Here is a 24,924-nt window from a genome sequence, read left to right as displayed (position 1 = left end):
AACTATGCTTATAATATAATACTTATTCAAATATTTGTCAATTTATTTTTGCAATCTCTCTAATTTTTGGTGAATATGTTAATTGATATTCCATTTTAAACATGTTAAACTTAGTTTAAACCAATATTTTTAACAAAGAAAGGTTTAACGATAAATATAATACATTCTCTATTTTATCGTTAAACCAATAAAACAAATGAGAGGGAACAATTGATGGCTACTTTAAAAGATATCGCCAAAGAGGCTGGTGTTAGTATTATGACTGTATCCAATGTCATCAACGGAAAACATTCCAAAGTATCAAGCCAGACCATAACCTTAATACAAGAACTGGTTAAAAAATATAATTATGTACCAAATCTTAGTGCAAGGAGCCTATCCCAAAAATCTTCCAAGCTGATTGCAGTATTTATCAATACATACGAAGCAGGCCAGAATCATTTTAAAGATCCCTATATCAGTGAATTATTCGGGGAACTGGAAGCCCTGATTCGTCAATCCGGTTATTATGCAATTATTAGGTCAGTTGAGACAGCTGAGAACGTATCCACCATTTTGCAGAACTGGAATGTAGACGGAGCAATATTTATATCACAACAGACAGAAGATGCAATGAACATAATACTAAAGAATAGTAAATGCCCCATTGTTTTTATTGACAGCTATAATAAAACCAATCCAAAGGCTATTACGGTTGGTGTTGATGATTATAAAGGCGGATACATTGCTACCAAATATCTGATTGCCAACGGACACCAAAGAATTGCTTTTTCCGGATGTTACAGTGAAAACAATGCTATTGTAAGCCAGCGTTATCAGGGATATCGCAATGCTTTAAGGGAATCCGGAATACTATATAACGAACAGAATCTGATTCAAACCTTTACCCGCTATGAGGACGGAATTCATATTGGCCGCGACCTGGCAAACCATAGATATGATGTAACAGCAGTGTTTGCCGCTGCTGACTTACTTGCCCTGGGTATCATAGAAGGTGCAAAACTCAATGGCTGCATTGTTCCCAATGACTTGTCTGTTATCGGTTTTGATAACCTGGATTTGTGTTCATTCGTAACCCCAAAATTGACTACTGTATCACAGGATGTTAAAAAGAAAGCAGATTCTGCCGTGGAATTATTATTAGATGCAATGAATCAAGTTGAAATCCCTTCACAAAATATTACTCTTGATGTACAATTGGAAGTTCGTCAGAGTGTTCAAAAAATACTGTAAGAGAAGCAAATAGTTTTAACAACATACACCTATATAGTAATTTACATTTTTGAACCAAAATACCCTTGCAAGTTATGAGTTGCAAGGGTATTTATTTTTCACCGCTTGTAAAGCAGCAATAATATGGTTATTCTTATTGAAGGATGATTCATATTCCTTTTATCACCAACAAGTATTATAATATGATTAACTATTTAATCATATTGCAATCATAATTTAAATTGTTAATTCATAAAAAATAAGATATAATAAAGCTAGTTATCGGTTAAAGCAACATAGTGGAGGAACTTTAATGAACAGAAAGAATTTCACTGATTTGGGAGATGAAATAAAAGATATAGTCCAGAATGCAGTGAATAGTCGGGACTTTCATCAATTAAATAGAGATATCAGTCATACTGTAAAAGGTGCATTAGAGGAAGTTAAGAGTTCTCTTAATTCAGAGTATGTCAGGTATAGAGGTAAGTCAGGGCACTCGGATGATTCTATACATGAAGATAAGCAGAACAAACCCAATCATAAGAACAGAGAATCTTATAAAGGGCGGCATTATAGCAAAGCTGCTGAGGATAAATCAAACCCTGATATGAACTACAAAAGAAAGAAACAATACGAAGCCTATAAGCCTTCAACTTGGTCAAAATACACACATACACCGATGGCAAATCAAAAGCAGCCATACCCCTATGTACCGGTAGGAAAAACTGCCAGTATTCTCTACACGATTTTTGGAAGTATCGGAATGAGCCTTTTTGGTACTGGAGCCTTTATTCTGGCTTTAATTTGGCTTCTGGCAGGTGGACTAAATCTGTTAACCATTTCTCTTTCCTTGTTGCCCTTCTTTTTTATCAGCGGCATCTTGTTAGCCAGAGGCAGTTTTCTAAGAAAAAGGCTGCGACGATTTTACCGTTATATGGATTTTATTAAGAGCCACTCTTATTATTCTATAAATGACCTTTCCTCTGCACTGGGGCTTAAGCGTAAGTATGTGATTAAGGATTTACGTAAGATGGTTACTATCGGCATGTTTCCGGAAGGAAGATTTGATGAACAAGAAACCTGTATTATGTTAAATCATGAAAGCTATAAGCAATATAAGGAACTAATAAAAAACGTTCGTATGCAGGAAATACAAAGCAATCTAAAAGAACATACGGACGAACAAGCAGATTCTACCGCTTCCTATACTCAAGAAGTAAGAAACGCCATCGAAGCCGGCAGAGCTTGTATACAGCAGATTAGAGATGCTAATGATGCAATTCCCGGTGAAGAAGTATCTAGAAAATTAGACCGTCTCGAAGAAGTCGTAGGCAAAATTTTTCTTTATATAGAGCAGCATCCCAGCCAGTTAGCAGATATAAAGAAATTTATGGATTATTATCTTCCTACCACTCTAAAGCTGGTAAATGCCTATAAAGAATTTGATATATTATCTGTACAGGGCGATAATATATCAAACACTAAGAACGAGATTGAAGAAACACTTACTACTATAAATCATGCTTTTGAGAATTTGTTGGACAGCCTTTATGAAGATGTAACAATGGACGTTTCCAGTGATATATCTGTATTGGAAACCCTTCTTGCGCAGGAAGGTCTGACACAAAAAGATTTTGTATCGAATGATTAAACGGAGGATTAATGAATGAACGGAGAAATGCCTATTTTAACCTTTGACCCTTTTGAAGAGGATGTAAAAGAACCCTCAACACTGAAGCATCCGGAGGAAAAGCAGAAGCTTCAGCAATTGGATGAAAGTACATTAACAGCAGAAGAAATAAAAATGGTAGAGGACTTTTCCAGTAAAATAGACCTTACAAAGTCCACGCAAATTCTCCAATATGGAGCAGGCTCCCAAAAAAAAATCGCTGATTTCTCAGAATCAGCCTTGAATAATATAAGAACCAAAGATTTAGGGGAAGTTGGGAATATGCTTTCTGATGTAGTAATCGAATTAAAGAACTTTGATGCAGATACAGAAGAAAAAGGAATTTTTGGTTTTTTCAAAAAAAACGTTAACAAGTTAAATATAATGAAAACGAAATATGATAAAGCTGAAGCAAATATCAATAAAATTTGTAAGGTTTTAGAGACACACCAGATTCAGATGCTTAAAGACATTTCCATGCTGGATAAAATGTATGAGCTGAATAAAACTTACTTCAAGGAGTTGTCCATGTACATTCTGGCAGGTAAAAAGAAGATTGTACAAGTTCAGGAAGAAGAACTGCCTAAATTAGTTGAGAAATCCAGCCTAAGCGGTTTACCGGAAGATGCACAGGCTGTAAATGACCTTGTAGCTGTCATAAACCGTTTTGAAAAGAAAATCCATGACTTAGAGCTCACCAGAATGATTTCCATACAGATGGCTCCGCAGATTCGTCTGGTACAGGGAAATGATACTTTAATGACTGAGAAAATTCAGTCAACTCTGGTTAATACAATACCACTCTGGAAAAGTCAGATGGTGCTTGCCCTTGGGGTTGCCCATTCTACCCAAGCCGCTAAAGCACAAAGGGAAGTTACTGATATGACAAATGAACTGTTAAGAAAAAATGCTGAAACTCTTAAGATGGCAACAATTGAGACAGCAAAGGAATCGGAACGGGGCATTGTTGACATAGAGACACTTCGCACCACCAACGAATCATTGATTTCCACACTTGATGAAGTTCTTCGCATACAGACTGAAGGCCGTCAAAAGAGAAAAGAAGCAGAACTTGAATTAAACCGCATCGAAACAGAGCTAAAGAATAAACTCCTTAATTTAAAGAACTAGATTAAATCAAGATAATTACACTTTACTCTCATACTCAGGAGTCGTAACTAAAAGGCGCTCATACTGGTTGCAATCGAGTAGGAGAATAATCATTAATTGATTATTCGTCCTCTCACACCACCACGCATGCCGTTCGGCACGTGGCGGTTCAATAGAATTACCTTACTTGTAAATATCTTTCTGTTAATGTTATAAATCCTTGTTCTCTAAGATGTTTGTTCGTAAGAGTTGTAGCTAGGATTGGGCTATTGGAGATTCTCCAGTAGCCTTTTCTTGTATTCGCATGTTCCCATGCCTTCCACTTTAATGCACCTAGCTTTACTAAGTTATCGTATTTCGTTTTAATCTTTTTCCACTGTTTCCAGTAGCAAAGTCTTATACGTCTCCTCAACCATTCATCGAGTTCTTTTAAGGTACTTCTCATATCTGCAAGTTTAAAGTAACTTACCCAGCCAACCATTAGTTGTCTTAGTTTCATTGCTCTAACTTCCATGCTCATTGCATTACTTCTTCCAGTGAGGTTCTTTAGTTTTCCCTTTATTTTCTTGACTGATATCGGATGAACTCTTATTCCCATTTCACCTTTCTTTGGATAAAAGGTGTATCCTAAGTATTTTAGTTTCCATGGTCGGTCTACCTTGCTTTTCTCTTTATTTACTTTGAGTTTTAAGTCTTCCTCAATAAACTTCGTGATACTTTTCATAACTCGTTCAGCGGATTTTCTTGATTTGACATATACATTACAATCATCTGCGTAACGACAGAATCTCAATCCTCGTCTTTCCAGTTCCGTATCTAATTCATGTAACATAATGTTACTAAGTAATGGAGACAGATTTCCGCCTTGTGGTACTCCCTCTGTGGTTACAGTAGTTAGACCTTTTTCCATTACTCCTGCATTTAGATACTTTCTTATCAGTCCGATTACACGTATATCCTTTACTTCTTTATAAATCAGTCCGATTAATTTATCATGATTTACAGTATCAAAGTACTTCTCCAAATCGATATCTACTGCCCATCGGTAGCCTTCATCCATGTATTCTTTACACTTTAAGATGGCTTGATGCGCATTTCGGTTTGGTCGAAACCCATAACTATTCTCTGAAAATTTCTTCTCAAAGATTGGGGTAAGCACTTGTGATATTGCTTGCTGTATCACTCGGTCTACTACAGTCGGTATTCCTAATGGTCTTGTTTTCCCGTTTTCTTTTGGTATTTCTACTCGTCTAACGGCATTGGGTTTATAACTTCCATTTACTATGGATTGCTTAAGTTCTTCGCCATGTCTTTTAAGATACGGTAGAAGTTCATCTACTCCCATCTCATCAATTCCATGACTTCCTTTATTCTTCTTTACTCTTTTAAAGGCTTCATTCAGATTTTCATTACTGATGATTTTCTCTAACAATCCATAGTGATACTCACTTCTAGCGTTCTGTCTGTTCTTTGACGTCATAGAAATGCTCGGCGTCTTTGCATATCTTTCGAGTTCCACTCTATCTTTTTGCAAATGACCTGACTTTATATTCAGTTGTCTGCTTTCATCACATTTCTTTGTTTCTTTCAAACTTCTAAAACCTCCTATTGTTCAGTCCTTCCTATTGGTCGTCGACAACCTCTAGTACTATGACCTCTGCTGACCCCTTAGAGTTCAGCCATACATCACTATATGGGTTGTTGTTTCAAAGTTCATTTCCACAACTTACCTCTAAGGTCTCCCCAGGTAAGAACGCAATCTTCCTCTCCATCTATCTGCCACATTTACACCTTTTGTTTTCGAGTAGTTATAGGGCTTTGACTTGTTAGGCAGCCTTACCCACAAAAGTTTGCCTTATATGTGATTTCTGTTCGTCAGACCAGAGATTTGCCCACGGACTTCCTTCAGATTCGCTCTCACGAACGACACCCTTGTCTTAGGCTATGCACTTTCCACTACTAGGATGTGCTAGGGACTTGAACCCATGAGATTGCGCCCATGCTGGGCGCACCTAATAAAATCCTTGCAGACACCAAGTCTACAAGGATTTTATTAACATACTTTATTTATAGTGCGATTCTTCTAGTCTTTAAAGAATCTTTTATTTACTAATTCAAAGAATAATTAACAGGTGCGTTCTTATTGCTTCCAAGGCTTGCTATGAAGCTGATTGTAACAGTTTCTCCCGGGGATAACGTCATATCCCAGGAGGGGCTTTTTACTACAACTTTCGTACCAGTTTGGCTTACAAAATCAACACCCCAAAGGCTATTTATTGTACTATTATAATCAAAGGATAATGACCATCCATTGTATGTCTTATTGGAATTATTTTTTACAGTAATTTCTCCTTGAAAGCTGCTTCCCCAATCGCTGACAACTGAGTAATCATAAATCACACTACCACTTGGAGGTGTAGGCGTAGGTGTTGGGGTAGGTGTTGTACTACCTGCATTGAAGCCTCGTTCCTCTAATAATTGCAGAAAATTCCATACACTTGGTTTCCAAACACTCCAATCATGTCCTCTTCCATCTAAGAGCCAATAGATATTAGGAATACCTTTTGAATCAGCATAGGTATGAACCCTTGTACCAAAATTGATAAGACTATCTTTACTTCCATATGAAATAAAGAACAACTTTAACATTTGCTTTGCTTTAACACCTCCATCCGGGAATAAACGTTCATTAGAATATGTATTTGGTGCCGCAGAGTATGTTCCTATATAAGCAAATTTATCCAGATTTGGAAGACCAATATTAAAGGATTGTCCTCCTCCCATAGAAAGTCCTGAAATTGCACGATGTTCACGGTCTGTATAAACAGAAAAGTTACTTTCAACATAAGGTATAAGGTTATATAAAATATCATTTGTTACATTCTCATACTTATCAACACCAGAAGCTGCCGCAGTACAATTAGGCATAACAATAATCGACGGACTGATTTTTCCTTCTGCAATCAGATTATCCATAATATAATGTACACTTCCGCCTCTCGTTGTCCAATCGTCTTCTGTTCCATCAATACCATGCAATAAATACATAACACTATATTTCTTGCTGGTACTATATCCAGCCGGCAGATAGATTTTTGCTCTTCGAGTGTTTTTTGTCGCGTTGGAATAGTAATTAATATACTGTATGGTACCATGTGCTACGTTTGCCTTATAGCCGTCAAACCCACTTGGCGGCAAAACGGGTAGCGTTGCTGCCGATATGCCTAATGGTGTAGTAAAACTAAATGCCATCATCACAAGGATGAGCAAAGAACTTAAAGTTTTCTTTAGATTCCTTTTCATAATTAATACCCCCAAATTATTTTTTATATAGTTTTAGAAACCCTCATTTGTAACCCCTACCCTCCCATCTTACAATTGTTTTATACCTTTTGGCAGCGTAAAATACCAACTGCAACTTTATCATCTGTTTCTTAAAGATTGTTCCTATTACAATTCCTACTATAACATACTCTGTATATATTTTCCATATTGTCTTTCAATTTGTAAAAATAGACCCCATAGACTGGACAGTGCTTTCATACCAAGTCCATACACTGGATCTATTATTTTACGAGTATTCCTAACCTGAACACATTCCTTAATGAATTAATATAAGATATCTAATCCCTTATAAATCAAACTATCTGTTTCTGAACTTTTTCTAAAAGCCTTCAAATCATCATTATTCCCCCATTTTTTTAAACGATAGTCAATATTTGCTAAAGTATTATATTTAACATCATATCCGCATGGAGTGATATTTATAATCCTTCGTCCATCCATATCTTGAACGTTTTTTCCTTGCATCTCACAAATCATAAATCTGAATAAATCTTTTGCATAATAGGTCAATACTTCATCTTTATTTATTGGGGTTCCGTTATAATTTGCTTCGTCATTAAAATTCACTTTCTCTTGATCTGCTAATAAGCTACGTAGTTCAAGTATATTTAATGGAATATTATTAAAAGTGGCATACAAATTATATGTTGGATCAAGCATAACCCATTTATTAATCTCACTTATAAAAGCTTCACAGACAACATGATTATCAAAGTCATAAGGTGAGAATGGCATTATGTATACAGTGCGTGCTTTTATACCTATTGCAAGTAAACATTCCGTTAAAGCGAGGGATAAAGAACGGCAATTTATTCCGTATGCTTCACCCTTTCCGAAGGAATATTCGAATAAATCCATTGCCGTATTTGTTATGTGATTTTTATAATTACCGTAATGGTAAACATTCGATGAAATCCATTTCAACAAGTTTATAGCCTTATTAAAATCTCCTTCTGTATTACCAACAATTTCTTTTAATTTATATGTTTCTAATAAATCCTTATAATCATCGTTTATTAAATATTTTATTGTTATGTCCATACCATCCTCACGAAAATCTTTCATCATCTTGATTACTCCAGTGTATACATCAAACATCAAATAATCCCCCTATTATATTTATTATTTGCAACTGATTATAATAGCAAAGTGCTTAACACGACTATACTGTTATTTTTTACAAGCTGTTACCACAATTATATAATACTTCATATAGATTGTCATTACAGTCTTTAACTAATAAAGTCATTCAAAAGATGATGGATAATTACTTGAGAATATAGAAGCGTCGGATGCACTAATTGTTACAAATAAGAAAGAAAAACCCTTGCAAATGTAGTATTTACAAGGGTTCGAATATATCTGTTTATTATCTCATTGTCAACCGTTTGAGAGCTTGAAAAGCGCAGAAATACAGGGTTTGTTGTGTTAGTTGTTGCACATACGTTTCACACCCACGACGTTTTATTACGTCTTAAGACATTTCATAAAAACTAACTATAAATGTATCAAGCCCTTCATCCTTTATAAATTACACCAACCCTTACAAAAAATACATACCAAACCGCGATAAAAGCAAAGTCCCCATATCAAATTTTATTTTTTATATGCAATTGCATCAATCTGAACATGCAGACCGTCCGGTCCACCTATATGAGCAAACTCTGTCTGAATCGTTTTTCTTGCTGGGTATACACTACCAAATCGCTCCTTAAAAACTTTTTCCATAATCGGAATATTCCACACATCCTTAAGTAAAACATCCATCTTAACCACATTACACAAAGACAAGTTTATTTTTTCCAAACGTTTTTCCATATCATTTAGCGCACCATGCACATGATTTTCAATTGAGGCTCCTACATTTCCTACACAAAAACTTAGAAATACAAAATCCCCTGCTTCTACTATCTCAGAATAAGCATATTCTTCATTAACATTTGTTCTGACAATACTACTCATAAATCCTCCTTCTGCTTCATAATCACATCAAATAATTTTTTGCTTCTTCAATAGATATTACTTTTTCTCTATTCATATGCCCTCCTTATAAAGCCATTATAGCAAAAGAAGTCTGACACCTGTATGTCACACTTCTTCATATTGTTTTAATGTTTGATTACAATTCAAGCAAATTCTTTCTACCAAATCAGGAGGCTCAATGACTATAGCTTGATCAGCAAATGCTAGTATGGTCCCATACCAAAAGTGCTCATTCTCAGGAACATTCATCTCATATAGAAATTCTCCACCCTCATATTCTTCAACAATTTCTCCATTTAAGTATTCCTCGCATTTAGCCTTAATACTACTTTTACATAATAACTTCACTCTAATAATCTTTTGCGTATATTTAGCCTGTTCCCACTTCTTTCTTGCTTCAGCAACACTATGTAATTTACTATTCCTCTGTTCTGCAATTGATAGCGTTCTCAATTCTTACAAGCTTAAATATTCTATAATCATCATATTGGATCTATATTATAAAAGTGGACACGATAAGTAACCATATATTACAATTAAGTAGACAAAAAAAGGAGGTATCTACTCATGTCCACAAGTAAAAATGGAACACGGTATGACGAGGACTTCAAACGTACTCTCGTTAACCTTTATCAATCTGGCGGTAAAACACAGGCTGTTCTCTGTAAAGAATACGGTGTTTCCCTAACCGCTCTTACCCGTTGGATCAAGCAATACTCAACCGTCAAAACGGATGATGGCGAGGTCTTGACCGCCAAACAAGTGAAGGATCTTCAAAAACGCAATGCTCAGCTTGAGGAGGAACTCCTCATACTAAAAAAAGCGATTGCCATCTTCACGCCACACTCCAGCAACGATTAGATGCTGTTCATAAGCTTCGTTTTCAGCATGACATAAAGATTCTTTGCAATGTATTAGGTGTAAACAGAAGTACCTATTATAAGCATTTTCACTCAGTACCTGCTGAACGCACCAAGGAAAATCAGGAGATAGCCAAACGGATTCTCCATATCTACGCCGATTATAACAAGCGTCTTGGTGCATATAAGATTACTTATGTCCTCCAGCGTGATCATGGCATTCACATCAGTGTTGGACGAGTGTACCGCCTGATGAAAACACTTCAATTACCACGAATGTCAACGGTGAAGCCATATCGTAACTATCGGCATAAAGATACTGGCAATTGCACCAATCATCTCCATCAGGAGTTCAACCAGAAATCCCCTGACATTGTCTGGGCAAGTGATTTCACTTATATCAAAGTTTCTGGGAAATGGTATTATCTCTGTATTGTAATGGATCTATTTTCTCGCAAAATCATTTCCTGGAACATTTCAGCAAGACCTGATGTCACTTTGGTAATGACTGCATTCAAAAAAGCTTATGATAAAAGGAAATACCCTACAGGCCTCATGTTCCACTCTGATCGGGGATCTCAATATACTGCATTTTCATTCAGACAGTTATTGGATTCTCTTAATGTAGTGCAGTCATTTTCTAAGAAAGGTTATCCCTTCGACAATGCCTGCTGTGAATGTTTCTTCAAATATTTGAAAAAAGAAGAAACCAACCGAAAAACCTATTACTCTTTACAGGAGCTGCAGCTATCTGTATTTGAGTATATTGAAGGTTTCTATAACTCCAGAAGACCACACAGTTCTCTTGGAATGCTAACACCCAATGAAAAGGAGGAACTCTTCTGGAATCAAGCTTAGTAACTGTTTCCAGAAAGTTTTTTCTAATAATCGTGTCTACTTACTTGACTATAGTTCATATTTAGGACAATAACATAGTAGATACCAATTATACCACTTATACATCGTTGCAACCGGCTCAACCTCATGGTCTTTTTCTTCATTATCTGCATTTGTATATGAAAATATAACTTTTTGTCGAATGTTAATAGCTCTTTGTAAAAGAATCAATTTGTCATTCGTATTATTATTTTCCCTTAAGACTCCAAAATCTAATAAAATTTCACCAGTTCCCTCTGGCGCAATCGCTTGCATCTTTTCCAATGTATCATTCAACTCATCATTATCAAATGCGGTTTGTAACCCTTGTAAGGCAGTAATAACATATGAAAATTGTTTTTCTCCTACCAATTGCCGATCCAACTTGAATGAATCAAGTATTTCATATCCACCATCTGATCCATAATACGTAACGACAGGTATTCCTGCTAAAGAGAGAGTGTTAATATCTCTCATCACAGTTCTTGTAGATACATTAAATCGCATTGACAGCATCTGAGCAGTTACTCTTTTATTTGAGAGTAAATAGTTCGTTATTGCAAGTAATCTTTCAATCTTCATCATACACCTGCCTAATTCTTAAATATAATTGATTCTCTAAATCTTATTATACCATTTCTTTCAATTTTTCCACACAAAACTTACCTAATTACAATATTAATTGTTTTGCTGACTGGGTGGGAATCTAGTGAAATTAAAACATCCCGAGACATATTAAATCAAAATAAATCCGCTAATGAAACTGAAACTTCATCAACACCATTACCAACCGCTACTTTAGCGCCTACCAGTACACCTACCCCTACATCAGAACCGTCACTACTAGACACTATGACAATTTATGAAGAAGGACAATACAAAGTTGGAGTAGATATCCCTGCTGGAGAATATAAACTGGCTTCTGGAACGGACTCTGGTTATTACTGTATTTATAGTGATAGTCGACATGATGATATACTTTCAAATAACAATTATACTGGAAATAATTATATATCTGTCTCAGAAGGAGACTACTTAGAATTGGTAAGATGTGTTATAGTTCAGTAATATGACATGAGAAGAGTGAGTAAAATAATTTCTGTAAATTAGCTTTCTATAATACATTTGAGGTATGAGTGCTTGGATATCCAGTATTCATACCTCGTATTTAATATCAATTATATTTTTGAGTCCGCCAATCAGGCTCACCTCTTTCGAGTGGTTTCGTGTATGAAAAAAGCACCCCCGAAGGATGCTTATTTCTTTTTTTACTTTATATCAAATCCGTTATAAAAAATACTATAACGGCTATCATAGTGGCTCCAATTGTTATACGTACACCTTTATCTCCCCACTTATCTTCAATCCAATCATACATACTAAATAACTTTCTATGCTGATGTTTTGAAAGCCAATCCCACTTAAATATATCCAGATATAAAATAACACCTGCATAAATTACTATAGCTAACATAATAAAATCCATAAATAATCCTCCATGTATATGAATTATTATATCATACTATTACCTCTTTTATATAGGCAATGGTTACTACATCGTTAACAAAAGACACTCAATCGAACATGCCGGACGCTGAATTCCTCATCTATGCTTAACTGGAGTTGTTCTTTAACTTCTAGGACCACTTTTAAAGCAATTACTTTTTGTACGACTGAACTCACTATAAATTCATGTAAATCACTTAAAAACTTAGGACCTGCAACTTCTGCTAATGTACCAATATAAAGATTATATTTCGGAGTATTTACATCGTCAAATTTAGCGATCGTAGTATTATTAGGCTTTGACATATCATCAACATACAGTTGAGCTTTGCCACCTTTCGTACCATCCCAAGTGTATAGAATGTCATGCCCTCACTATTTATAACAGCACTTGTACCATAATCTCATTATAACTATTAGCATTTCCATTATATCCAGTTACTCTTGAAGCACCTTTAATTGTACCGTTAATAGCACTGTCAGTCAGTTTTTCTCCTCTCATAAAACTGGTTAAGAGTAAAGAAAAAACCCTTGCAAATGTAGTATTTACAAGGGTTTGAATATACCTGCTTATTATCTCTTTGATAGTTTCATTGACAGTAAAATCAGTACTTGTGTAACCCATTGTGTATTACAAGAGTATTATTCACTTACGTCTATTAAATATGATTGACTATTAAAATTCATTCTCCATTAAATGCTTAATTATAATTTTAACTCTTATTTACTCGTCCTTTGTTTCTATATTTATTCTTTCAATTTCATCAAATTTCTGTGCATTGATGAAGTAAGTCCATCTTTTAGGCGAAGTTTTTACTGCATATCCCCAAGGGAAAATACCATCCTGTAACCCTTTTCTAACAGTATCTTTTGAAATGCCCATTAACTTACCCGCCTGTTCCGGTTGTAGCTTTTTAATTGGGGTATAATTAACCTGTTCTTGATTGTCCGATTCTTCAAGAAAATAATTTGCGTTAAGTCCAAGTGATTCTGCTATCTCACGCTGTCTTGATTCTGTAGGTACATTCTTTCCTGAAAGATACTGACTTATTGAACTTTTACCAATCCCAGTAAGTTCAGAAAGTTTTGTTTGACTAAGTTTTAAATCAACCATGATCTGTTTTAGTTCTTCTTTGAACATTGAATTATCACACTCCCTCTTTACAAACCACATTCAAATGTGGTATTCTTAGGTTAGAAAAAGGAACAACCGTCCACAAGGTGGTTGACCTGTTAAAGAGATAGCAAAGCCACCCAGTAACCGCCAAGTATACCAGGGTGGTTTTTGCTATGTATAGCTACTTACAAAACGTAAAAACGAATGTAAGTAATGCCAAAAGGAAAAGACCAAAGGACAATAAATCCTTAAAATCAAAATTATTTTGATTTTTCATAGGCATCACCCCCATCCTGAAAGAATGAGGTCAACACACCCTGCAACACGATTATTCCATGACATTATATTACCATATTCTTTCATATCTGACAACTCATATAAACCCCATATAACATATTAATGCAAGCATACAATAATTTGTATTAGAATTTAGGTTTAAAGTCTATATATTGTAATTTCTTTACTTTGAACTAATACTTATACTAAGAAAGGTGACTAAAAATCAATGAAAAGAATTATTGCAGCTTGGATTGAGCAAGTTCTTGAATTTGATTCCAAGTCGGAATTTTAAATGCAATAGGGAACACTTTATTAGCGGGGTTGATTTCTTTCAGATTTCAATGAAAGATTTAAAAAATGAGTTGCAGACGAATTTCGTCCCTAACCTTTCTAAAACTCATATAATGTTTATATAACCACTAAAATTGATTACTTGATTATTTCTTTGGTAAACAAAAACACCGCCTTATATGACGGTGTTAAGAATCAAACGCTATTTCATTTTTTTCATAATGTTCAAGTATTATTGTTTCACCTAAATCTTTTAATCTGGTCAATATCTGTATTTTTACTTCACTTTGATTCTCATGTATCACATCGGTATTATTTCCAAGCAATTCAAAAACTGCATCTTTATTCTGCGGATTATTGAACCATTCATCAGGAATATAAACCACTTATCACTTCACCCTCACTTTTTATACTATCATTTTTTATACTACACTTTTTATACTATCATTTTTTAGGTATAATGGAAAGCCCTTGAATGACAATCAAAGGCTTTCTACAAATTAGGAAATGTTATTTATTACCCCCTTTCCGCTGCCTTATCCATAGCTTCATTGACCCCTACTGCAAGTTCATGAATCATTCCATCCAAATCCATTGATGAACTGACAGTATTGTTATTTGTCATATCAACCTTAATTTCTGCTGTTGTGTACCTATTGACTGCATCACGTTCTGCCATATCACGCATATATTTTAAATCTTCCTGACTGATATCTAAGGAATCTTTTACATCTTTGGTGTCTCCTGCTATACCACTGATATCAGTTGCCATGTTAGAAGCGTCAATGTCTGGATTTGAAATATCATTTTTACCAAATATATCGGATAGTTCAAAGTTAGAAATTTTTTCATCAATGCCTTCACCAAACGAATACCCTGCATCCCAAGCATCACCGTAATCAATACCATCAAATTGATAATCAGAAGCATCAAGCTTTTCCATTACAACCGTCTGATCACCAATAATATCATTAACGGCATCTGCAAAGTCATTCCTAAATCCTTCAACCGCACTTGCCATATCTGTTCCTAGTATAGTGTCAATTAACTTTGCAGCATCCTGAACAATACCAAGGATAAAATCAAACATTCCACTGAACAAGTTCAAAATAGCACCAACTGGGTCATTAAAGACGTTAGCAAAGAAATTTGCAAATGTAGCAATTAGATTATAAAGTTCAACACCAATTCCAATGATGAAATTAATTACACCCAGTATTGTATTCCATATAGCAGCACCTGCGAGTGCAATAACCCCCGCAATCAAACCAGTGGCAGAAACAGAAGTTCCGGCAAAATGATTTACCGCTGCAACAGCTGCATAAAAGATTGCAATAATTGCAATGATTCCCACTATGATCCATGTTATAGGACACGCTGCTAAAGCAGTGTTAAATGACGCTTGTGCCACTGTTGCGGATGCCGTAGCCACTGTTTCAGCCGTATAAGCTGCGGAATTTGCTAAAATAGCTTTAGCATTTTTATATTCTGCAACCGCTGCAAAGGCTTTTTGTACATTGCTTATACCCTGTACTATATTGTTAGCAATTAATGCTGCTGTATATAAACTCATTGCCGTCACTACTCCAATAATTAGTGGTTCTATTATTGACCAATTATCAGCTATGAAACCACTGACTGTACTCATAATGTCGTACACATTCATGGTGACATCTACTAAAAAATTCATTGCATTACCAACTGAATTAAGTACGCTTTCCATTTTATTTCCAAAAGATGATACCATTTCCATAGAACTTGGTAACCCATGAGAAGCTAATGCAGCATCCAACCCTGTAATTATACTTGTCCATCCTCTTGTAATTACTGCATGCATATTAGCAAAAGTAGTTGCCCATGTACTACCTGCATCTTTTGCTGCACCTGCTGATATACCCGAATCCATAGCCTGACTTACAACATCAATGAATTTGTATGCAGATATAGTACCTGCACTCAAGTCTTCCTTGACCGCACTTACCGATTCACCTACCGCATTAGCATAAATTTCTGCTGCTCCAATACCTGCATCAAAAAGCCTGTCAAGCTGATCTGCTTCGACTTTACCCTTACTATACATCTTACCAATTGCATCCACTACACTTTCTAACTGTGCATTTGTACCCTCGCCATAAAAACTAACTGCATCAGCCCACACACGTACTTGATTTGTTGCTGCCCCCAAAGACATACCACGTGTCATGAAACCTTGTGTGGATTTTGCAGCAACATCCAACCCATAAGCAGTACCAAGAGTTGTTTCCCTTAATTGTGACAAAGCTGCATTTGCAAGATGGGCATCACCAGTCATAATAGTAATGGTTTTTTCAAATCGATTCATAGTATCTAACCGATTAAATGCACCACTCATATCCATGACCCCAATACTACTAAGCGTACTTTTTATTAACCCCATTGCTTGATTAGCTACAATAATCGCTCTTTGCCATCCCGCAAAACCATCTGATACTTTCATTGTCTGCGAATAACAGTTTTGAACTGCTTGATTAAACCGCCCCTGTTCATCCGTGTTATCCCTGATATACCTTTCTGTAGTAGCAATCGTTTGGGATAACCTCATATAAGCTTCATTTGCACTACCTACATCCATATTGTTCATTGCAGTGTTAAGTTGATTCTGTTCCCCTAATGCCTGGCTTAACTGTGACCGCAAACGTTCAAGTTCGTTATTAGCTCCGGTAACCCCCATATTCATTGGATTATTTTCCAATTGTTGTATTTTTTGCTGAATAGCTTGTATATGACTTTGCATATCAGTCATATCGCTAATCATATTTTGTGGAAAAATTTCTGTTCTTTGAGCTTGGGTTGCAATCTTCATTTGTGTAGTATTCAGTGATTCCATTATGGAATTTGCACTTTGAAGCTCCTGCTGAAAACGTTCAATACCAGATGTTGTAAATGTATCCATTGTTGGAGAATCCCACGTAAGGGAGGTATTTTCATGTGTGACAGGTTCAGCAAGTTTTGCCCTTGCTTCTTCAATAGCTGCAGTTACTTGATTCATTTGTTCTCTAGCAGTATCAGCAACATCAAATGATACAGATTCATTCATTGTTGATTGTAGCTCTGTAATTGCAGACATACCCAAACTAACAGCATTTACAATTGACATCATAGGAGTTGAAAAAGCATCATATAATTCAATTGCCGTTCTTATTGATGACATATTGGTTCACCTTCCTTCTAATCCAATTTATAATTATATTTTTCAATCTATCTTTATAATTTGCTTTGTGTAAGCTATCCAAATATTCAGCCCTTACATGCCGTCTTTTTATTTCCCACCCCAATACACTAAGATAAAGTTTTTCATAATTGTCAGGAGTTTGAATCTTTTTCATCTTTTCATATGTATCTTGTAATATGTCATCTGCCATATCCATAACCCTAGGTACAAATTTACTTAAAGTATCATACATTGGAGAAGACTTATTCAAAATAAGTTTTCCGTCGTTGGAAAGACTTGCATCTTTTGATTCTGGATTACTTCCGGGCAAAATAGAAAGTTCTTTGATAAAGCCCTGTCTTACATATTCTTGATTTACTGCCCACAAATTTTTATTAATTACTTCAATGTTCTGGTTCATTAAATTTTCCTTTCACTAATACGTTAATTTCTTCTTTAATCCCTTCTAACAATTCCTTATAAGGCTTTAATATTAACTGGTACTGTACCGGATCACCTATGTATTTTGTAAGCTTAGAATCTTCTTTCTGTAGTTCCAACAATGACTTTCTTAGTCTTTTTAATATTCTGATTGCCTTACCTATTTGAACTTTTTCAATATCCTTTGAACCTTCTACATAATCTATTAACTTTTTATTCTGTTCCATACAGTCCCTACATAAATCACTAAATATTTTTATATTCTGCTTTTCATTCATTATTTTCACCCTTTCTTTTCTCATATAACGCTCATATAACTATTCCAAATACACATACAATGGATTTTACTTCTTACGTTTTCTTTTCCTTATATGACAAATTTTATCGTTGTTCACACTCAACAGTAAAACCCCTTCATCTAGTAACAGGGCTGCAAGTTCGAACTGGCTCATGTTTCTGATAATCGTAATGTCATTCAACAAATACTCCACTTTAAGTTGCTCATTCATCACTAAATCACCTTTACTTTCAAAAATGGATCAATAAAAGTTGTTTTCATACATATCTTTGCCACTTCTGGGTAGTCCCTTTTTAGCAGTTCTGAATTTACAGTGCATCTATTGAACGACTTCACGTAATTTATTTTTATCCGGGCATTCTCTAGAAGATTAATCTTATCTGCTTCCATAATTTTGATAAGCTCCGATTTTAGTTCTTGTTCCTTTTCTACAATCTGCTTTTTTTCTATAGTAACTTCGGTTAAATCTTTGAATAACTTTTCAATATCTGGCACCTTCACCTTACCTCACTTTCAAAAATAAAGGTGCAATAATATAATGCACCTTTAATCATAAGCCTTATTTTTCAAATACAAGTAAATATTCTTGGGATAACACTTCATACATTTTGCCAACATTCATCATGTTATCACCAAGACATAACACATTGTAAGGTGTAGTATCATTTATTTGTACCATCTCGCTCCCCCCATATATTATTGCACCAATACCAGAATCAAATATCACTGGATAATTCAAAATTTCTTTTATCCTGTCAAAGAAATTGGTATAATCTTCAATACTTACACTTGAACCCATATAACCATCTAACATATTAAATATTTCCATATCATAATGTTCTGGTAACATTGGATTACTATCCTTAGCTTCCAATACACCACGAATCATTTTTAACGACTTGTATGATGATTTCAATGGTTCAATAGTGCTTTGAAGCAGTTCAACACTAAGATTCATACCGCACATATCAATAATCTTTAATGCATTAGCTATTTCTGTTTGATGTTGACCTTTATCATCACTGAAAGTCACTTTGTATTTGTCACAAAAGGTTAAGATAATTTTTTTCAATGCCTCTGTTGTCGATTCATTCAAATCTTTTAATTCTTTTACTAAACCAGTAAGTAGTTGTTTTTTCCCTAACTCCGTATACCTTGGATCAGCTTTTACCTTTTGGGTACTTTCTTTTATATTATCAAGTTCAACCCTATAATCCCGTAATAATACCACTACCTGTTTTGCACAAGTTTCATATAATTTTTCTTCCATACTATTTTCACAATTCCTTTCTAGTGTCTGATTATGCTACCATAATCATCAGATGTAGTACCAGCTTCAGGTGTACCACCTGAAAAATCAGAAATATACCTCCAAAGGTTTCTTCTTTGTTCACCCGATAAAATATCTCTAAATCGTGCAATCTCAAAATTTATGTAGTTCTTAATTTCCTTCTTTACTAGCAGGGATTTTTAAAGGACATCCGCTTTATTGTCATCTACAGGTATTTCATACCCGGCATTTTTTGCAGCATCCACACCCATTCCCGCATAAATTGATGGAGAGTGAAAGTATAACATTACATACTCATCTGCAAAGTTCATTTCTTGCTGTGTTATCCCCCATGTTTTAGGATTCTTTTTGTTTTCAATTAAACCATTCATAATTTTCACCTACCTTCTTTTAGTCTTCAAGTTGATCATCCCCGGATATGACAACAGGAAGTGTTACGCTTACATTAAGCTTATCATTCCACATCCCTAAGTGCTTACCTAGTAATTCAAGGGCCTTAACCTTGGATGCAATTTTCACTTCCCTTTCCTCTAACGAACTTGTATCAGAATCTAATTGTTTGTATCTGATATATTCAATACAGGATAAATCATCATCTGTTGCAGTCTCCTTTATTCTGCCTTTTGAATCAACAACATCTGTCATTTTAATGAATGCAATTTTAGCAAGTTCAAGTACGATTCTATCAACAGTTACACCAGTTCGTTTTGACCTCTCTGCCATTGCTTTAGATACCGCTTCTAAAACTCTAGTTTTCCCTAGCAATTCAGAGCCTATTTCATCAGCATTATTTACTGAATATCCCGCACGAATAGCAGCCTGTGTTGCGTTCAGGTCAATCAGGTATTCATCTACAAACCTTTGTTGTTTATCAGTTAATTTTGCCAATATGCCCACCTGCCTTTCTCAATTTTTTCTCAATTATACCTCATATAGATAGCAAATCAAGCTTATATACAATATTTAGTATTTTCTTAAGAAATTTCTAAAACCAAAAAATCAACCAACCGTAAGCACATAAAAATAACCGTATCTGACTTTATATAATGGTCATATGACGGTTATTTTCATATACTTGATGGTTTTATTTCTTATGTTCTGTAATCTTGTATATGGCATGAATACCAAGACCATATTTATTTGCAATTTCCGGTATACCCATATTATGATAAAGGTCTTTACGAATTGCTGCATCACGTTCTTCTTTCGATATAAAGCCACCCCAATCAGAAATATGTAAAAGCTTCCCCGGCATAAGTTTAGTAACTACTTTAAATTGTTCAAACCCAATAATATCTCTTAACTCTTTCAAATTCTCTGTATTCTTATTCACCAACTTCTCACCTGCCTTTCCTTTTTAGGGACTGACAAATCTGACTATATTCATTTGCCCCTTTTTAGGGTGTCGGAAATATTAAACAGTACATCATCTGTTTTTGCTGTCAACCTTATTCACCCTTTACCCCACGACAAACGCATGAAACTGTAACTCCAATAAAAAATGCTGGTTCCCTTTTTATTTTATAGTTCTAAGATTCGTTCCAAATGTTTTTCTGGATTTGTCCCAATCGCAAACCGTTTCTTCTTGATACTAAGTGGCCTGCTTCCTACCTCATAGACCTTTAGGATATTCAATGCCATCTTCCGGATTATATTTAAATGATCGGACGCCTGTTTTTCCAAGGTACGATTTCCGTCTTCCCGAAATGTTACATCCAAATGCCAGTGATAACTTTCTACCATCCAATGCCCACGAATGGCTCGCGACACCTCTTTCACATCTTTTTCCAAACTGCTGATATAGTATCGTTCTTCCACTGTTTTTAAACCATTCTCTTCTATGGTGTTTCGAGTCATTGCAATCGTTTTAAGACCGCTCCAATCCTTTTTTCCCTTCTTCATCCATGCTATGTCATCCGTTTGCCAGTATTCCCGTTTTTCAATTCTTCCTCTTGCCTTTTCTACTGTCTTTCTATATTCACAGCTTTCTTTCATTTGTATATCCTTAAAATAAAGGCTCACATCCTCATACAGCATTCCCTGATTTCGCTTTAAAGCCAGCACATAATCTGCTCGCTTCTGACGAATCTTTTTTACGATTTCAATTTGTGTCCCCATTGCATCTGTTGTAATAATGGTTCCTTTTATGTTTAAACGCTCCAACAGTTCTGGGATGGCCTTAATCTCGTTCGTTTTTTCTTCCACTCGTGTTTGTCCCAGACAAAACCCCTTTTCATCCACTGCACTTACGATGTGATTCGCTTTCTGGTTTTTATTCGAATTTCCACGCTGGGTTTTTCCGTCAATTGCAAGGATTTTCCTGAGTTTCCCTCCCTCTGCCTTGTTTAACATCTCATTCTATTCACTTTGAAAGATTTCCAGAAATTCCGGTGATACCATCGCAAACACGCGTTGGATAGTATCATGAGAGGGTATTCCATTGGGAAGTTCCAGATATCTCCTTAAGAATTCTTCGTGCTCTTTTCCAAATACTTCAATTTCCACCCAGTCATCCGCATAGGCCAGTGATGCAAAAAATACCAGCATAATAATGTCCATCATTTTGTGCAGTACTTTGTGTTGCTGCCTGTGGTCTGTAACCGTACTTACATATTCTAATATTGTTTTCATTTTTATCAGCCCCTTTTGGGCTTGATTGTATCATGTTTCTTTCTTTTCTTCACTATTTATTTTTTCATGCGTTTGTCGTGCCCTTTACCCTTTCATTGATATTTTTGCAAATCTCTTGTAACTGTAATACTTCTTGATCTGTTGCGTATTTTAATACTTCCTCACTCATATGAAGTCGTCCCGGCATAATCTTAAGTATAGGCTTAGACTTGTCCAACACTTGATTCACAGAATTAATAACCATATCAACTACTTCCTGTGCTAATTCCTCATTGGGTGCTTCTGCAACTGCTGTTGCAAAATCTAAGATTAATTTTTTTGCAGTCTTATTATCAAAAATCTGGTTAACTGCTCCACATACTGATTCAATTTTACTTTTTAGTTCTTTTTTCATATCCTGTCACCTGACCCTTCCCTTAAAATTCTTTATTTTCAATTGTTTTTTCCAATGAATCAATACTTTCTCTTATTTCCTCTAAACTATTGGAAATGTAATGCAGTTTTGCAAATGCACACTCACCTTCTGCAAACCATGTGCAATCTGTTTTACACCCTTCCTTTACTATTGGACACCATTCCATATTTTTTACCTATCCTTTCTACTGGTGGTTCGGTTGGTACTATTCAAAGGGGTAAAATATATTACTTTATATCTAAAAAAATTATATTAAAAAAATTAATTTTTTATTTTTTCTATAAAGAAGTTACTTATTACAGTACCAACAGTACCACAACTTATTTTTACCACCTTCAAACCCAATTGTTTATAGTGCCATTACAGTACCAACAATGCCATTATTCAGAGAACATCTTGACCGATTTTCTGTTTTTACCTGTTCCGATATGCCCTGTTATAATTTTTGTTCCCAAAGTACGGTTAACATTCTTTGAAAAGGTCAAATTACTTCCCGGTTGAAATCCATTATCAGCACAAAATAGTTGATACCTTTTATATACGTCTGCTGTCGGTTCATTAATAATACTTTCTGTTCCAACATCTTCGATAAATGCTAACACCTGGTTGTTTTCCACTTCATAACTTATTTTCTGCTGCTCTGCTTTTGCGGGAACTGTAAAGCTTTTATTATCAAGTACATCATGTAATCCACATATGGCAAGATGAATAAAATATTCCATATGTTCAGCCTGTCCCAGTTTGTACTTGATAAATGGGTCATAGTCAGGGGTGTCTTTTGTAAACTTCCCATTCAAAGGAATCAATAATAATCTTCTAAGTACTGCCCCTGTAGTGTCTTTCATGTGCGGTATGTCATTTGCAGAATAAATGTGCATTGCATATGATACAAAATTAATTGCAGGTTTACCCTTTTCTTCTGCCTGAACTTCCTCACCAGTAACCAATTTTTTAAATATAGATGCATCTGCAATATATCCGTTTGATATATCATCACCTATGTTTGCAAGTTTTCCGTATAGCGTAATAGTAATGAACCTATTCCCTAATGCCCCCATGTCAGCAGCGGAATAGTTTTCTTTACCAAGCATACTTTCCACCATATAAATATAGGTACTTTTTTCATTATGTTTATCCCCCACCAAGATAGCAGCCATACCGCCACCAAGTGAAGCAGACCGATATAGGCAAGCACCTGCCACTTCTTCCAACGCATACCGTATTTCTTTATCACCGCATGATAATTTATCAAGTACACTATCCACTAACTCTGATTTTGCATCAGGGTTATAATTCCATGATATTTTGTTTGTAATTATGTGCTGCGGATTGAATGGTTCTAACTGTCCGGTATAAAGATTGTAAATACCATTATTAAAAGCTATCAAGTGCAAGTCCGCCGTCGGTCTTTCTTCTGCTCTGATTCTCAAATAGTCCAAGACCTCATTTCTTTTTGTCTTAGTCAAAGATGGAATTTCATCAAGTATCAACTTTTCTATTGGCTCATACCCTGGAATATACACACCGTCTTTATATGAGTGCATATAACCATTGATTTTCTTTACATGGTACTTTTCCATGAGATAATCCCCAAACTTGTTAAATAGGAACACTGTACCCTTGAAGAAAAGCGAATCATTACAAGCTGTTAATGTGTCCCATGCTTCCCTACGTACAGCATTTTCAAATTCTTCACTCAAAGGTATTGAAAAAACATATTGTTCAATGATTTCAGCAACTACTCTAAACTGTTCATAGGAATATCCGGCACCCTTAACAGGATTCATGTAGGTGAAAAGTCCATCCTGTCGTCCATCACCTTCCCCCATACCCAAAAAATCAAACTTTTCCCCAGTGTTTAAAGGAAGATCATAGAATGGAATTTCATCAAGTGTATTATCTTCTTTAATACTGCAATATAGAATTTCACGTAATTCCCCTGATTCTGTTGACAGACTTCCGGCACATTTCGACCTTTTTACTTCTCCAGTATTTGCTACCTTCCTAATTCCCGCTTTATAATCTACAGGAGAAAGTGTCAACACTGTCTTGTTGCCCGAATTATTCTTAACTGGTATCTGTTGTTTATTGAACCAGTAAAAATGACCACCTTTATTTGGTGATCTTACAACAATACAGTTTTGCCCTTGGTCTTTTGCAATTTTAAGCCTACATTCAAATGCTTCTTCATTGTCATAGTCAACCATTATCACATGCTGTTGAATTACTCCACATATATATCTATATTGTTTTGCCTGATCAAATGGTTTGGGTTCACTGCTATTATAAGGTGCTTTGAAATTGCCATTATTGCCACCCTTCCAGTACTCATCATTAAAAATAATCTTTCCAATATTTTCTACAGTTCGCATTGTATATCACCACCTTTCTTTTAAATTTTTTATTTTTA

General features: G+C 35.3%; 28 protein-coding genes. 4 read left to right on the top strand and 24 right to left on the bottom strand.

The genetic code is table 11. The features are described 5' to 3' along the window. Positions 1-213: 213 nt before the first annotated feature. The 3 genes from acsn021_RS02175 (at position 214) to acsn021_RS02165 (ending at position 4,012) form a co-directional block, all read left to right on the top strand. Complete coding sequence (locus acsn021_RS02175; protein ID WP_184092718.1) at positions 214-1,233, top strand: LacI family DNA-binding transcriptional regulator; 1,020 nt, start codon at positions 214-216, stop codon at positions 1,231-1,233. A gap of 292 nt (positions 1,234-1,525) precedes the next feature. Next, the gene (locus acsn021_RS02170; protein WP_184092719.1) at positions 1,526-2,863 is read left to right on the top strand and encodes a 5-bromo-4-chloroindolyl phosphate hydrolysis family protein; all 1,338 of its coding nucleotides are present in this window, start codon (positions 1,526-1,528) and stop codon (positions 2,861-2,863) included. Positions 2,864-2,878: 15 nt separating this feature from the next. Continuing rightward, positions 2,879-4,012, top strand: coding sequence for a toxic anion resistance protein (locus tag acsn021_RS02165; protein ID WP_184092720.1), 1,134 nt, complete (start codon positions 2,879-2,881; stop codon positions 4,010-4,012). A gap of 157 nt (positions 4,013-4,169) precedes the next feature. Here the strand turns inward: acsn021_RS02165 and ltrA are convergent, their stop codons facing one another. The 5 genes from ltrA to acsn021_RS02140 form a co-directional block, all read right to left on the bottom strand. Further along, positions 4,170-5,582, bottom strand: a complete 1,413-nt coding sequence (gene ltrA, locus acsn021_RS02160) for a group II intron reverse transcriptase/maturase (protein ID WP_184096193.1) — start codon at positions 5,580-5,582, stop codon at positions 4,170-4,172. Positions 5,583-6,100: 518 nt separating this feature from the next. Continuing rightward, positions 6,101-7,294 carry an alpha/beta hydrolase-fold protein gene (locus acsn021_RS02155; RefSeq protein ID WP_184096164.1) on the bottom strand — a complete coding sequence of 398 codons (1,194 nt, stop codon included), beginning with the start codon at positions 7,292-7,294 and terminating at the stop codon, positions 6,101-6,103. Between the two features lie 306 nt (positions 7,295-7,600). Next, positions 7,601-8,434: a transglutaminase-like domain-containing protein gene (locus acsn021_RS02150; RefSeq protein WP_184096166.1), complete on the bottom strand. Its 834-nt coding sequence runs from the start codon at positions 8,432-8,434 to the stop codon at positions 7,601-7,603. A 498-nt stretch (positions 8,435-8,932) separates the two neighbouring features. Further along, positions 8,933-9,298 (bottom strand): RidA family protein, encoded by a 366-nt coding sequence (locus acsn021_RS02145; RefSeq protein ID WP_184096168.1) that lies wholly within the window; start codon positions 9,296-9,298, stop codon positions 8,933-8,935. Between the two features lie 126 nt (positions 9,299-9,424). Then, positions 9,425-9,772 (bottom strand): WYL domain-containing protein, encoded by a 348-nt coding sequence (locus tag acsn021_RS02140; RefSeq protein WP_184096170.1) that lies wholly within the window; start codon positions 9,770-9,772, stop codon positions 9,425-9,427. A gap of 114 nt (positions 9,773-9,886) precedes the next feature. On the opposite strand from acsn021_RS02140, the gene acsn021_RS02135 reads away from it, so the two are divergent. After that, positions 9,887-11,037 (top strand): IS3 family transposase gene (locus acsn021_RS02135; RefSeq protein WP_243182316.1). Its coding sequence is split into 2 segments (ribosomal slippage): positions 9,887-10,145 and positions 10,145-11,037, totalling 1,152 coding nucleotides; the frame shifts between segments, so codons are not numbered across the junction. A 48-nt stretch (positions 11,038-11,085) separates the two neighbouring features. Here the strand turns inward: acsn021_RS02135 and acsn021_RS02130 are convergent. The 19 genes from acsn021_RS02130 to acsn021_RS02035 form a co-directional block, all read right to left on the bottom strand. Then, complete coding sequence (locus acsn021_RS02130; RefSeq protein WP_185264947.1) at positions 11,086-11,640, bottom strand: helix-turn-helix transcriptional regulator; 555 nt, start codon at positions 11,638-11,640, stop codon at positions 11,086-11,088. 688 nt (positions 11,641-12,328) lie between these two features. Next, a complete protein-coding gene (locus acsn021_RS02120) occupies positions 12,329-12,541 on the bottom strand; it encodes a hypothetical protein (RefSeq protein WP_184094681.1) in 213 nt (70 codons plus the stop codon). Between the two features lie 399 nt (positions 12,542-12,940). Further along, the gene (locus acsn021_RS02110; RefSeq protein ID WP_184094679.1) at positions 12,941-13,186 is read right to left on the bottom strand and encodes a hypothetical protein; all 246 of its coding nucleotides are present in this window, start codon (positions 13,184-13,186) and stop codon (positions 12,941-12,943) included. A 99-nt stretch (positions 13,187-13,285) separates the two neighbouring features. Beyond that, positions 13,286-13,702 (bottom strand): helix-turn-helix domain-containing protein, encoded by a 417-nt coding sequence (locus tag acsn021_RS02105; RefSeq protein WP_184094677.1) that lies wholly within the window; start codon positions 13,700-13,702, stop codon positions 13,286-13,288. Positions 13,703-14,436: 734 nt separating this feature from the next. Then, positions 14,437-14,634, bottom strand: a complete 198-nt coding sequence (locus acsn021_RS02100; protein WP_184094675.1) for a hypothetical protein — start codon at positions 14,632-14,634, stop codon at positions 14,437-14,439. 131 nt (positions 14,635-14,765) lie between these two features. Next, on the bottom strand, positions 14,766-17,438 hold the full coding sequence (locus acsn021_RS02095; protein ID WP_184094673.1) for a tape measure protein: 2,673 nt from the start codon (positions 17,436-17,438) through the stop codon (positions 14,766-14,768). Beyond that, on the bottom strand, positions 17,413-17,859 hold the full coding sequence (locus acsn021_RS02090) for a hypothetical protein (RefSeq protein WP_184094671.1): 447 nt from the start codon (positions 17,857-17,859) through the stop codon (positions 17,413-17,415). The genes acsn021_RS02095 and acsn021_RS02090 overlap by 26 nt, the downstream gene beginning before the upstream one ends. After that, entirely contained in the window at positions 17,843-18,157 is a 315-nt protein-coding gene (locus acsn021_RS02085) for a hypothetical protein (protein WP_184094669.1), read from the bottom strand. The genes acsn021_RS02090 and acsn021_RS02085 overlap by 17 nt, the downstream gene beginning before the upstream one ends. A 66-nt stretch (positions 18,158-18,223) precedes the next feature. After that, entirely contained in the window at positions 18,224-18,388 is a 165-nt protein-coding gene (locus acsn021_RS02080) for a hypothetical protein (RefSeq protein WP_184094667.1), read from the bottom strand. 2 nt (positions 18,389-18,390) lie between these two features. Next, a complete protein-coding gene (locus tag acsn021_RS02075; RefSeq protein WP_184094665.1) occupies positions 18,391-18,678 on the bottom strand; it encodes a hypothetical protein in 288 nt (95 codons plus the stop codon). A 58-nt stretch (positions 18,679-18,736) separates the two neighbouring features. Continuing rightward, entirely contained in the window at positions 18,737-19,447 is a 711-nt protein-coding gene (locus acsn021_RS02070; RefSeq protein ID WP_184094663.1) for a hypothetical protein, read from the bottom strand. A 200-nt stretch (positions 19,448-19,647) separates the two neighbouring features. Next, a complete protein-coding gene (locus acsn021_RS02065) occupies positions 19,648-19,839 on the bottom strand; it encodes a hypothetical protein (RefSeq protein WP_184094661.1) in 192 nt (63 codons plus the stop codon). A gap of 19 nt (positions 19,840-19,858) precedes the next feature. Beyond that, positions 19,859-20,356 carry a terminase small subunit gene (locus tag acsn021_RS02060; protein WP_184094659.1) on the bottom strand — a complete coding sequence of 166 codons (498 nt, stop codon included), beginning with the start codon at positions 20,354-20,356 and terminating at the stop codon, positions 19,859-19,861. Between the two features lie 196 nt (positions 20,357-20,552). Continuing rightward, a complete protein-coding gene (locus acsn021_RS02055) occupies positions 20,553-20,801 on the bottom strand; it encodes a COG3415 family protein (protein WP_184094657.1) in 249 nt (82 codons plus the stop codon). Between the two features lie 188 nt (positions 20,802-20,989). Beyond that, on the bottom strand, positions 20,990-21,820 hold the full coding sequence (locus tag acsn021_RS02050; protein ID WP_243167949.1) for an ISAs1 family transposase: 831 nt from the start codon (positions 21,818-21,820) through the stop codon (positions 20,990-20,992). Between the two features lie 6 nt (positions 21,821-21,826). Further along, entirely contained in the window at positions 21,827-22,099 is a 273-nt protein-coding gene (locus tag acsn021_RS22790) for a transposase family protein (RefSeq protein ID WP_243167948.1), read from the bottom strand. A 64-nt stretch (positions 22,100-22,163) separates the two neighbouring features. Continuing rightward, entirely contained in the window at positions 22,164-22,493 is a 330-nt protein-coding gene (locus acsn021_RS02045; RefSeq protein ID WP_184094655.1) for a hypothetical protein, read from the bottom strand. Positions 22,494-22,515: 22 nt separating this feature from the next. Further along, positions 22,516-22,680 (bottom strand): hypothetical protein, encoded by a 165-nt coding sequence (locus acsn021_RS02040; RefSeq protein ID WP_184094653.1) that lies wholly within the window; start codon positions 22,678-22,680, stop codon positions 22,516-22,518. 214 nt (positions 22,681-22,894) lie between these two features. After that, entirely contained in the window at positions 22,895-24,886 is a 1,992-nt protein-coding gene (locus acsn021_RS02035; RefSeq protein WP_184094651.1) for a DNA primase family protein, read from the bottom strand. Positions 24,887-24,924: the final 38 nt, after the last annotated feature.

It is taken from the genome of Anaerocolumna cellulosilytica (assembly GCF_014218335.1).
In the GTDB taxonomy this organism is placed as follows: Bacteria; Bacillota; Clostridia; order Lachnospirales; family Lachnospiraceae; genus Anaerocolumna; species Anaerocolumna cellulosilytica.
This window is presented reverse-complemented; position numbering and strand designations above follow the sequence as displayed.